Source organism: Pseudomonas gingeri (genome assembly GCF_013386115.1).
Lineage (GTDB): Bacteria > Pseudomonadota > Gammaproteobacteria > Pseudomonadales > Pseudomonadaceae > Aquipseudomonas > Aquipseudomonas gingeri.
Window position 1 is genome coordinate 526013 of record NZ_JACAOR010000001.1, and the last position, 11637, is coordinate 537649.

At 65.1% G+C, this 11637-nt stretch carries 11 protein-coding genes; 7 read left to right on the plus strand and 4 right to left on the minus strand.

Annotation, left to right across the window (positions count from 1 at the left end; all coding sequences use genetic code 11):
* The first annotated feature begins 23 nt into the window (after nucleotides 1–23).
* On the plus strand, nucleotides 24–644 hold the full coding sequence (locus tag HX881_RS02305; protein ID WP_177082510.1) for a class I SAM-dependent methyltransferase: 621 nt from the start codon (nucleotides 24–26) through the stop codon (nucleotides 642–644).
* 25 nt (nucleotides 645–669) lie between these two features.
* Here HX881_RS02305 and HX881_RS02310 read toward each other — a convergent pair whose 3' ends face one another.
* From HX881_RS02310 to HX881_RS02320, 3 genes are read right to left on the minus strand one after another with little or no spacing between them, the layout of a single operon-like run.
* Nucleotides 670–2235, minus strand: coding sequence for a DHA2 family efflux MFS transporter permease subunit (locus HX881_RS02310; protein ID WP_017128375.1), 1566 nt, complete (start codon nucleotides 2233–2235; stop codon nucleotides 670–672).
* Complete coding sequence (locus HX881_RS02315; protein ID WP_177082512.1) at nucleotides 2232–3380, minus strand: HlyD family secretion protein; 1149 nt, start codon at nucleotides 3378–3380, stop codon at nucleotides 2232–2234. The genes HX881_RS02310 and HX881_RS02315 overlap by 4 nt, the downstream gene beginning before the upstream one ends.
* A 23-nt stretch (nucleotides 3381–3403) precedes the next feature.
* Nucleotides 3404–3925, minus strand: coding sequence for a winged helix-turn-helix transcriptional regulator (locus HX881_RS02320; RefSeq protein WP_042936397.1), 522 nt, complete (start codon nucleotides 3923–3925; stop codon nucleotides 3404–3406).
* 170 nt (nucleotides 3926–4095) lie between these two features.
* Between HX881_RS02320 and HX881_RS02325 the strand changes: the two genes are divergently transcribed.
* The 6 genes from HX881_RS02325 (at nucleotide 4096) to HX881_RS02350 (ending at nucleotide 10570) form a co-directional block, all read left to right on the plus strand.
* Nucleotides 4096–4476: a RidA family protein gene (locus tag HX881_RS02325; protein ID WP_103032853.1), complete on the plus strand. Its 381-nt coding sequence runs from the start codon at nucleotides 4096–4098 to the stop codon at nucleotides 4474–4476.
* Between the two features lie 273 nt (nucleotides 4477–4749).
* A complete protein-coding gene (locus HX881_RS02330) occupies nucleotides 4750–6741 on the plus strand; it encodes a peptidase U32 family protein (protein ID WP_177082514.1) in 1992 nt (663 codons plus the stop codon).
* 161 nt (nucleotides 6742–6902) lie between these two features.
* The gene (locus tag HX881_RS02335) at nucleotides 6903–8159 is read left to right on the plus strand and encodes an MFS transporter (protein ID WP_177082516.1); all 1257 of its coding nucleotides are present in this window, start codon (nucleotides 6903–6905) and stop codon (nucleotides 8157–8159) included.
* Entirely contained in the window at nucleotides 8156–8872 is a 717-nt protein-coding gene (locus tag HX881_RS02340; RefSeq protein ID WP_177082518.1) for a 4'-phosphopantetheinyl transferase family protein, read from the plus strand. The genes HX881_RS02335 and HX881_RS02340 overlap by 4 nt, the downstream gene beginning before the upstream one ends.
* Nucleotides 8869–9933, plus strand: coding sequence for a GSCFA domain-containing protein (locus HX881_RS02345; RefSeq protein ID WP_177082520.1), 1065 nt, complete (start codon nucleotides 8869–8871; stop codon nucleotides 9931–9933). Before HX881_RS02340 ends, HX881_RS02345 begins: the two co-directional genes overlap by 4 nt.
* Complete coding sequence (locus HX881_RS02350; RefSeq protein ID WP_017128383.1) at nucleotides 9878–10570, plus strand: hypothetical protein; 693 nt, start codon at nucleotides 9878–9880, stop codon at nucleotides 10568–10570. Before HX881_RS02345 ends, HX881_RS02350 begins: the two co-directional genes overlap by 56 nt.
* A 193-nt stretch (nucleotides 10571–10763) precedes the next feature.
* On the opposite strand, the gene HX881_RS02355 is transcribed toward HX881_RS02350, so the two are convergent.
* Nucleotides 10764–11633 (minus strand): TauD/TfdA dioxygenase family protein, encoded by an 870-nt coding sequence (locus HX881_RS02355; RefSeq protein WP_177082528.1) that lies wholly within the window; start codon nucleotides 11631–11633, stop codon nucleotides 10764–10766.
* Nucleotides 11634–11637 lie beyond the last annotated feature (4 nt).

An 11637-nucleotide genomic window follows, 5' to 3' on the forward strand; every position in this document is an offset into this window, starting at 1 on the left:
GCCAGCCAAGTAGCCGAACCGCCATGACCGAATTCTGGGAAAACGCCTTTACCGAAAACCAGCTGATGTGGGGCTTCGAGCCGACCGCCTCGGCCCTCCTCGCCAGGGACAGCTTCGTGCGCGCCGGCGTCAGGGATGTGTTGATCCCCGGCATCGGCTATGGCCGGAACGCCGGGGTGTTTCTTGACCGGGGCATGTCCGTCACCGGCATCGAGATCTCCGATACGGCCATCGCCCTCGCCCGCTCGCAACTGGGCCTGCAGATTCCCATTCACCAGGGCTCGGTCACCGACATGCCGTACGACAGTCGGCAGTACGACGGCATCTTCTGTTACGGATTGATCTATCTGCTCGATGCCGCCGGGCGCGCCAAGCTGCTGCGGGACTGCTACCGACAACTGGCAGCGGGCGGACAGATGATTTTCACCGTGATCTCGAAGAAGGCGCCGATGTACGGCCAGGGCCGGCTGTTGGCAGAGGACTGCTACGAAAGAGCGCCCGGACTGCCGATGTTTTTCTACGACGCCGCGTCGGTCGAGCGCGAGTTCGGTGCCTATGGGCTGGCAGGGTTCGGCGAAATCGACGAGCCGGCAGGCGCTGGCAGCCTGCCGTTTATCCATGTGACCTGCCGCAAGGGCGACTGAGCCGGCCCGTCGCCCTCCTCCAGGCTCAATGGGCGTCCGCCGATGGCTGTTTCGGCGGCTGGACCTTGCGCATCAGCGGCACCAGCGCCGTCGCGAAGACAAAGCAGACCATGATCACCAGGAAGGCATCGGCGTAGGTCAGCGTCTGCGCTTCGCGCCAGGTCAGCGCCCACAGTTGGCGCAAGGCGATCTGGCTGGCATCGAGGCTGTTCTGGCCCAGCACCTGGGCGTTGTCGCTCAACTGTTCGAGCCAGAGGTTCATGCTTTCATTGCGAATGTTCAGGTGTTCCGCCAGGCGCAGGAAATGCAGGTTGGTGCGGTCGTTGAGCACCGTGGCACAGGCCGCGATACCAATGGCCCCGCCCAGGTTGCGCATCAGGTTGAACAGCCCCGAGGCGAGTTTCAGCCGGGCCGGCGCCAGGGCGCCCAGGGTCAGGGTCACGGTAGGTGCCACCGTCAGCTGTTGGGCAAACCCGCGTATCGCCTGCGGCAGCAACAGCTCCTTGGCGCCCCAGTCATGGGTGATCGGCGCGAAGTTCCACATCGACAGGCCGAACAGGGCCAGGCCGATCATCAGGATCCAGCGCAAGTCGATACGGTTGGCCAGGAAGGCGTACACCGGAATTGCCAGCAACTGGAAGATGCCCGTGGAAAACACCGCCAGGCCGATGTCGAACGCGCCGTAGCCGCGCACCCGGCCGAGAAACAGCGGCGTCAGGTAGATGGTGGCGAAGATGCCGATGCCGGTAATGAACGAGAACAGGCAACCCAGGGCGAAGTTGCGGTCACCCAGGGCGCGCAGGTCGACAATCGGTTCCTCGATCTCCAGGCAGCGCCAGATGAACAGCGCCCCGCTCACCGCGGCCACCCAGGCGGTGGTGGTGATGGTGCTGTCACTGAACCAGTTCCAGCGCGGTCCCTCCTCCAGGGTGTATTCCAGGCAGCCGAGGAACACCGCCATCAGCACGATGCCGATGTAGTCGGCGCCCTTGAGCAGCGCCGGATTCGGCTTGTCGACCTTGACCAGCATCGGCACGGCCAGGGTGACGAACAGGCCGGGCACCAGGTTGATGTAGAACAGCCAGTGCCAGGAGGATATATCGGTGATCAGGCCGCCCACCGCCGGGCCGAGGGTCGGGGCCAGCGACGCGATCGCGCCGATGGTCGAGGCGGCGACGATCCGCTGCTTGCCGCCGAAGTAGATAAAGGCTGTGGTGAACACCAGCGGAATCATCGAACCGCCCAGGAAACCCTGCAATGCCCGAAAGGCGATCATGCTCTGGATATTCCAGGCCATGGCACACAACAGGCTGGTCAGGGTGAAGCCCGCGGCGGACGCGGCGAACAGCCAGCGGGTGCTCATGACCCGCGACAGCCAGCCCGACAGCGGGATGACGATGATCTCCGCGATCAGGTAGGCCGTCTGCACCCAGGCGGTGTCGTCCGCGCCGGCCGAAAGGCCGCCGCCGATGTCCTTCAACGAGGCGGAAACGATCTGGATGTCGATCAGCGCGATGAACATGCCGACACACATGCAGGCGAAGGCCGCGACCTTCTGCCGGGTGGTCAGCGTCGGCAGCTCGCTGCTCATGGCCGGCCGGCCTGGGCAACGGCGGCCATCGGCTCGGGCTTGTCGAGGGTGTTCACTTCGGTCATGACCGACAGGCCGGGGCGCAAGGCGCCGAAGTCGGCATCCTCGCCATCCAGACGAATCCGCACCGGCACGCGCTGGACGATCTTGGTGAAGTTGCCGGTGGCGTTCTCCGGCGGCAGCACGCTGAATTGTGCGCCGGTGGCCGGCGCCAGGCTGTCGATATGGCCGTGGAATTCCCGGCCCGGCAGGATATCGGCCTTGACGCTGACCGCCTGGCCGACCTGCATGCGGGCCAACTGGTCTTCCTTGAAGTTGGCGTCGACCCACAGGCCATGGGCCGGGACCACCGAGATCAGCTGGCTGCCGGCGGCGGCATAAGCCCCGACCTTGGCCCGGCGGTTGCCGACATAACCGTCCACTGGGGCGCGCAACTCGGTGTAGCCCAGGTTCAATCGCGCCTGGTCAAGTTCGGCCTGGGCCTGTTCGAGCATGGCCTGGGCCTGTTGCCGCTGGGTATCGATCACCGCCAGTTGCCGACGGGCCGCCAGCAGCCCCGCCTGGGCGTGGGACCGTTCGGCCTGGGCGGTCTTCCAGGTGGCGTCGGCGCGCTGGGCGCTTTCGACGGAAACCGCCTGGCTGCGCACCAGGGTCTGGTAGCGCGCATGATCGTCATGGGCCCGCTGGGCTTCGGCCTCGCTGGCATCGATCTGCGAGCCGGCCTGGCTGATCAGCGCCTGCTGCAATTGCTCGGTGGCCGCCAGGTTGGCCAGGCTCGCCCGTTGTGCGGCCACGGCACCCTCGGCCTTGGCCAGCGCGGTGCGATAGTCACGGACATCGATCCGCGCCAGCAGGTCGCCGGCCTTGACGAACTGGTTGTCGACCACCGCCACCTCGGTGATATAGCCCGGCACCTTGGCGCTGATCACCGTGACCTCGGCACCGATATAAGCATCGTCGGTGTCTTCGATAAACCGCCCGGCCAACCACCAGTGACTGCCGTAGGCCGCCGCGCCGGCGACGGCCAGGGCGAGCACGGCCAGGCGCACGAGCTTTTTCCTGCTGGCCGGGGCGGCTGGAGCGACGGCGGCCGCTTCTTGAGCGGGTGTAACTTGGCCGGGTGCAACGCGGACTTGAGCGTCCATGGTGAGTGACCTCTGCAAACAGATTAATTGGGGAACGGACTGACCAGGGTGTCGTCCAGCGGTTGGGCCTGGCCGGTTCGCACGCGCCACTGGCTCAGCTCGTCGGCGTCCGCGGTGACATGGACCCGGTGACCTTCGCGGGTGATGCGCTTGCCGGTATTGGCATCCATCAGTGCCAGGTCCACCGGTTGGCCGGTGGCCTCATCGGCCAGGTAGACCCTGCGCGAACCTTTGGCATGCTTCGCCCCCCAGGCCATGAGGGTCAGGATCACCGGCCGCAGATCGCGACCGGCCTCGGTGAGGTGGTATTCGTAACGTGGCGGCTTGTCCTGGTAAGGGCGCCGTTCCAGCAGGCCGCCGAGTACCAGGTCGTTCAGACGCCGGGTCAGGGTGTTGGTGGCAATGCCCAGGCTGTTGAGGAAATCATCGAAACGGCGCAGCCCATAAAAGGCGTCGCGCAGGATCAACAGGCTCCAGCCATCCCCCAACTGCTCCAGGGCTCGGGCAACAGGACAAGGCATCGGGTGAAAGCTGGCTCTTTTCATGATCGCCTCCGCTGCGGGCGATAAAAATTACACTCATAATATTTCATAGCGACTTGCATTATGCAAGTCGCTATTTTCCAGTGTGCAAAGCCGCTCGTCGGGGATGCGATATTTCGCCGTGGGCTTATACTGCCGGCCTTGCTGAATACTCCGTCGAACAAGAGATCCCCATGGCAAACCAAGACATCACCTTCATTCCCGATCCCGACGCGGACTCCATCTCCTCCGACGTCGCCGGTTTCGGCGGCCTGCTGGTCTCCACCCAGATCCCCACCCGCGCCGATGGCAGCCTGGAGCTGGGCGATATCAGCCGGCAGAGCGAATGCACCCTGCAGGCGCTCAAGGTCGCACTGGAAAAGGCCGGCAGTTCGCTGGATCGGGTCCTGCACCTGACCATCTACCTCACCGATATCGCTGACCGACCGGCTTTCAACGAGGTCTACAAACGCTTTTTCGCCAAGCCCTGGCCGGTGCGCGCCGCCGTTGGCGTGGCGGCGCTCGGCGTCGAGGGCATGAAAGTGGAAGTCACCGCGATGGCCGCAAAGGCCTAGAAACAACCTGGACCCAAATGGGTGGGAGCGGGTCTGCATGAAAATGGGCCTGTGTGTGAGCAGGCTTGTGTATGAAAGGGTCTTCTGTGGGAGCGGGCTTGCCCGCGAAGAGGCCCTTGAGGGCGCCAAAAAGCCTCGCGGCTTCGCGGCGCCCCGACACCCCCGCTCCCACAAGTCCGCTTACTCCCAGCCGCCACCCGGCAGCAATAAGTGCCGCCAGGCCGTTTCGCCGCTACAATGCCCGCCTTGACCGTGAAGCCTGACTAAAAAAACATGTCCCTACCCAAGCATCACCTGGAATTGCTCAGCCCTGCCCGCGATGTGGCGATTGCCCGCGAGGCCATCCTGCACGGCGCCGATGCCGTGTATATCGGCGGCCCGAGCTTCGGCGCCCGCCACAACGCCTGCAACGAAGTGAGCGATATCGCCCAGTTGGTGGAGTTCGCCCGGCGTTACCACGCCCGGGTCTTCACCACCATCAACACCATCCTGCACGACAACGAGCTGGAGCCGGCCCGCAAGCTGATCCACCAGCTCCACGATGCCGGCGTCGATGCGCTGATCGTCCAGGACCTGGGGGTGATGGAGCTGGATATCCCGCCTATCGAGCTGCATGCCAGCACCCAGACCGATATCCGCACCCTGGCCCGGGCCAAATTTCTCGACCAGGCCGGCTTTTCCCAACTGGTGCTGGCCCGCGAGCTGAACCTGCAGGAGATCCGCGCGATTGCCGACGAGACCGACGCGGCCATCGAGTTCTTCATCCACGGCGCGTTGTGCGTGGCGTTTTCCGGCCAGTGCAATATCTCCCATGCGCAGAATGGCCGCAGCGCCAACCGTGGCGACTGCTCCCAGGCCTGCCGCCTGCCCTATACCCTCAAGGACGACCAGGGTCGCGTGGTCGCCTTTGAAAAACACCTGCTGTCGATGAAGGACAACAACCAGAGCGCCAACCTGCGCGCCCTGGTCGATGCCGGCGTGCGCTCGTTCAAGATCGAGGGCCGCTACAAGGACATGGGCTATGTGAAGAACATCACCGCCTACTACCGCCAGCGCCTCGACGAAATCCTCGATGACCGCCCGGACCTGGCCCGTGCTTCCAGCGGACGTACCGCGCATTTCTTCCTGCCGGATCCGGAAAAGACCTTCCACCGCGGCAGCACCGACTACTTCGTCAGCGACCGCAAGATCGATATCGGCGCCTTCGACACCCCGACTTTCACAGGCCTGCCGGTCGGCGTGGTGGAGAAAGCCGGCAAGCGTGACCTGCAGGTGGTGACCTTCGAGCCGCTGTCCAACGGTGACGGCCTCAACGTGCTGGTCAAGCGCGAAGTGGTGGGTTTCCGCGCCAATATCGCCGAACCCAGGGGCGAATTCGAAGAGGATGGCGAGAAACGCTATCGCTACCGCGTCGAACCCAACGAAATGCCGGCCGGCCTGCACAGCCTGCGGCCGAACCATCCGTTGAACCGCAACCTCGACCACAACTGGCAGCAGGCCCTGCTGAAGAACTCCGCCGAGCGTCGCGTCGGTCTTTCCTGGCTGGCCCGCCTGCGCGAGGACCGCCTGGAGCTGACCGCCACCAGCGAGGAAGGCATCAGCGCCAGCGTCGCCCTGGACGGTCCGTTCGGCGTGGCCAACAAGCCGGAACAGGCCCTGGAGCAACTGCACGACCTGCTCGGCCAACTGGGCACCACCCAGTACCACGCCACGGCCATCGAACTGGATGCACCCCAGGCGTTCTTCATTCCCAACTCGCAGCTCAAGACCTTGCGCCGCGAAGTGATCGAAGCCCTGACCACCGCGCGGATCGCCGCTCACCCCCGTGGCGGGCGCAAGGCCGAGACCAGTCCGCCGCCGGTGTACCCGGAATCGCACCTGTCGTTCCTGGCCAACGTCTACAACCAGAAGGCCCGCGACTTCTACCACCGTCACGGCGTCAAGCTGATCGACGCCGCCTTCGAGGCCCACGAGGAAACCGGCGAAGTACCGGTGATGATCACCAAGCACTGCCTGCGTTTCTCCTTCAACCTGTGTCCGAAACAGGCCAAGGGCGTCACCGGCGTGCGCACCAAGGTCGCGCCGATGCAGTTGATCCACGGGGACGAAGTGCTGACGTTGAAGTTCGACTGCAAGCCTTGCGAAATGCATGTGGTCGGCAAGATCAAGGGGCATATCCTCGACCTGCCGCAACCGGGCAGCGCGGTGGTCGGCCATATCAGCCCCGCCGATCTGCTCAAGACCATCCCTCGCGCTCCACACTGAGCGAACGGCCAGGACGGCCGTTCTCGTCCCGGGCATAAATAAAGTCGTCGGCAACGCCCGCAAGGCTTGCATATCGACTCGTAGCCCTCTTCAATGAGCAGGCCCCACCCGACCCGATTCCCCGGTGTCGGGTACCTGTTCATGGATGAGCAAGCTTCGATATGAGCCAGATGGATCTGCGCCAGCGACCCGCCCCATGGAAGGCCTTGTGGGCTCTCCCCGTTCCGACCCGCTGGCTGCTGCTCGGCATCGGCGTATCGCGCATCGCTTCGTTCATGATCTGGCCCTTTATCGTCGTGGCGATGAACAAGCGCTTCGGTACGCCGATCACCGATATCGGCGCACAACTGGCCCTGGGTGCCCTGGTCTCCATCGCCCTGTCGCCCCTGGCCGGTTTTCTCGGCGATACCTTCAACGCCCGCAACCTGATGGTCTTCGGCTGCGTTCTCGGCGCCGCCTGCTTCCTGCTGATGGGACTGCTGCCCGGACAGACCAGCTACTTTGCCGCGATCATCGGCATGGCGGTGGCCCACAGCATTCTCGAACCGCTGCTGCGAGTGCTGCTGAGCGACACCGTGGCCAGCGACGACGAGCGCACCTTTCTCTTCCATATCCGTTATTACGTGGTCAATTGCGCGGCCGCCAGCGGGCCGCTGATCGGCATGTGGTTCGCCAATCGCGAGAGCGACGCGGTGTTTCCCATCGCGGCCTGTGCCTACGGCCTGCTGGCGCTGACCATCGCCGGCGCCGCGCGCTACCGGCTGCAGTCGCCGCACCTGGCCGCTGCCGAATCGGCGTCGCCGCCCTTGCGGCAGGTCCTGCGGGCGATCCTCGACAGCCGGCTGTTCCTGACGATCATCGTCGCCAACTTCTTCCTGGTGCTGGTCTATGCCCAGATCGATGAATCGCTGACCTTCTATCTGCTGGAACTCAAGGTCGAGGACATCAACGGCCTGATCGCCATGATGAGCGTGACCAACGCCTCGGTGGTGCTGGTGTTCCACCTGTTCCTGATGGGCTGGCTGATCGACCTGGCGGACAAGCGCGCCTATGTCCTCGCCCTCGCCTGCCTGATGGTCGGCCACGCCATCATCGCCCTCAACAGCGCAGGCCTGTGGTACGGCTGGGTGTTGGCCATCGGTTTCGCGACCCTGGCCGAGATCATCGTGATGCCGCTGTTCGCCACCCTGATCGACCGCCTCGCGCCACCGGGCATGCGCGGCAGCTTTATTGGCATCTCCATGCTGGCCGGCCTCGGTTCGGCGCTGGCCCCACTGCTCGGCGCGCTGGTGATCAACCACTTTGGCGGCGTCGTGCTGTTTTCCGCGCTGGCCCTGGCCTGCCTGCCCATCGGCCTGCTGGGTTATCGGGCGCTGGCGGCGGGCCAGCCGGTCGCGGTGCCGGAGCCCGCGACATGAGCCTGGTGTGCATCGATGTCGCCGCGCCGCCGCTACCGGTGATCGCGGGCGCGCAACTGCACGCCTGCCGCTTCGAACACGGCCAGGGCGCCGTGTTGGCCTACGACGCCGGCCGGTTCGGTCGCCTCGAGCTGCCGCCGGCCCTGGCCAGTGCGGTGCCCGTCCGCCAGGCGGAATATCTGGCCGGGCGTTACTGCGCACGCCGCGCGGAGCACGCCCTGCACGGCCGCTACAGCGATATTCCCAGCGGCGCCGACCGTGCGCCGATCTGGCCGTCAGGGCTGGTCGGCAGTCTGTCCCATGCCGGCGGTTATGCCCTGGCGATCGTCGGCGACAGCCAGTCGGGCTACCTGCCCGGCATCGATGTCGAGCACCTGGCGGGCGAGCCGGAACCCGAGGATGTCCAGCGACAGATTGCCAGTCGCGAGGAAATGGCCGTGCTCGAATCTCTCCTCGACGCGGCCGGGGCCTTTACCCTGATGTTTTCCGCCAAGGAAGCGATCTACAAGGCGCTGTATCCCAGGGTCCGGCGATTTATCGATTTCCATGAGGTGGCCTGTGTCGCCGCGGGGCCCGGCCACCTGCTGTTCGCCAGCCGCGACACGCTGCACGGCGTGCTGCCTCGCGACCTGCCCTTGCGCGTGGCCTATGCCGTGCAGGACGCGCGGGTCTTCACCCTTTGTCAGGTCGAACTCGGAGTGATCCAGGGATGAATCCTTACCAACTGCTGGCGCCACGTTCGTTCTGGCGCAGCGCCGTCGCGCAACGGACGGCCTTGTCGATGAGCGAGCTGTGGCTGCCGGAATTCGCCATCGAGCGCGACGACGCCATCGTCACCGCCGGCTCCTGCTTCGCCCAGCATATCGGCCGGGCAATGGTCGCCCGCGCCATGAACTGGATCGATAGCGAACCGGCGCCGGCCGGCCTGTCGGAGGCCGAGTGCAAGGCCCGCCACTATGGCGTGTTTTCCCTGCGCACCGGCAACCTCTATACCCCGGCGATGTTGCGCCAATGGCTGGAGTGGGCCTTGCTGGACCGGGCGATGCCCGAGCAGGTCTGGAGCCGCGACGGGCGCTTCTTCGACCCCATGCGCCCCGCCGTCGAGCCCGCCGGCTATGCGAGCCTGGAAGCCTTGCGGGACGCCCGCCGGACCACACTGGCGGCCATCAAGGCGGCGATCCGACGGGCCAAAGTGTTTGTCTTCACCCTGGGCCTGACCGAGGCCTGGGTCGACCGGCACACTTCGCTGGTCTACCCGCTCTGCCCCGGCACCTTGCACGGCACCTTCGATCCGCAAGCCCATGCCTTGCGCAATTTCGGCTTTCTCGACAGCTACCGCGAAATGACCACGGCGCTTGAACTGCTGCGCTCGGTGAATCCGGGTATCCGTCTGCTGCTGACGGTCTCGCCGGTGCCGCTGACTGCCACGGCCACCGGCCAGCATGTGCTGAGCGCCACCACCTATTCCAAGTCGGTGCTGCGCGCCGTCGCCGGCCAGCTCTGTGAAGAGCAGCGCGATGTCGACTATTTCCCGTCCTACGAGATCATCACCGGCACGCCGTTCAAGGCCGCCTTCTACCAGGACAACCAGCGCGAGGTCACGCCCGAGGGCGTGGCCTTCGTCATGCAGCAGTTTTTTGCCGCGCTCGAGCCGAAACCGGCGTCTGCCGCGGCGCCCGGCACGGCCATTGCCCACCTGCCCAGCGAGGACCTTGTTTGTGAAGACGCCGTACTCGACTACTACGCCCAGCCCCAGGTTCCTGCTGCTGGGTGACTCCAACAGCGGTCCGATCGGCAAGGCCGCGCAGGCCCGCGCACTGCCGTTCAGCGGCGGACCGCTGGGGGCCGGGCGGGATTTCAATGTCGACTTCTTCGTGGCCTCGGCGGATGACCTGGGGTTTCGCGATCCGGAGATGGACCAGCGCTATCGCCAGGCCCTGGCACTGGCGGGTGTTGCGCACCTGGGCCAACTGTCGGTGCCGCTGGTGAGCACCCTGGGCATGAGCGTGCATTTCCTCGCCAGTCGCCCGAACTGGCACTGCTACCAGGATGAACACGGCGAATTCGATCCGGGCTTTCTGTCCGGGGCGTTGTTCGAGTCGATCATCGACGCCATGAGTCGCCATGCCCTGGCGTTCTACGAACGGGCTCTGGCCCTGGGGCTCAGGGTGCTGGTCGTCCTGCCGCCACAGCGCGTCCCGGAGTTTTCCGATGCGCGGGTGTTCCCGGCGGCGCAGGCGGTGTTGATTCGCCGGCTCCAGGCGCTGGGCATCGAGCTGATCGACGTGCGCAGCATCGCGACCGGCGAGGACGGCTGGCAACACCCGCGCTACTGCGAAATCGACGACCCCCTGCATGGCAACCTCGCCTTTGGCGGGCTGATCGTCGACGCGCTGCTCGAACGCCTCTAGGCTCCGTACGAAAACTCGCCGAGCGGCGATCAGGCAAGGCAAAAACAGGCGAGCAAGCGGAGTGTAGGGACCTACATGAGCATTACTCGCTTCGCTCGCCCTTCGGGCCGTCCTTCGGACGTTCTCACTTTGTTCGTGCGAGCCTGTTTTTAACGCAGCATGATCGTCGCGCAGGTAGTTTTCGTAGAGAGCCTCACGCCTGGGGCTGCTCGCCAAGAATGGTCACCCGCTCGCCATAACGCGAGTGCGGGAAATAATCCCAGACCGCGTGGTGCTGGGTGCAGCGGTTGTCCCAGAACACCAGGGTATTGGGCTCCCAGCGTACCCGGCAGGTCAGGATCGGCTCCCGTGCCACCAGGTCGAACAGCAGCTTCAGCAGCGCCTGGCTTTCAGCTTCGGACAACTGGGTGATATGCGAGGTGAACCCGGAATTGACGAACAGGGTCTTGCGCCCGGTCTGCGGATGCCGCACCACCACCGGATGCTCGCTTTTGGGCAGGTCGGCGGGCGCCTGGTAGCCCTTCCAGGGAATCGCACCGTCATGGACCGCCGTCAGGCCCTGGAGGAAATCCTGCATGACCGGTGACAGCATTTCCAGGGCCAGGTGCATATTGGCGAACAGGGTATCGCCACCGGTGCCGATCGCCGGGGTTTCCTTGATATACAGCATCGAGCCCAGCGACGGCGCCAGGTCGGCGGTGCCGTCGGTATGCCAGGCTTCCCCGGCGACGAAGCGCGACTGCGCGGTGGCGCGGATCACCACCAGTTCCGGGTCGTCGCCATCGATATCTTCCAGCGGCAAGGCCCGCAATTCCCCGAACAACCGGCCAAAGGCCTTGTGCTGCTCGACGCTCAGGTGCTGGTCGCGAAACACCAGCACATGGTTCTCCAGAAAGGCCCGGCGAATCTCCGCCAGTTGCCCGGGCGTCAGCTCCCGGGACAGATCCACCCCGCCGATATGCGCACCGATGATCGGCGTCAGGCGATCAACCGTGATGTGCTGGTACGGCGCCCGAGGTTCGCCGGCGATTTTCTCGACTGCCTTCAATGCCCACTGATCCATGTTC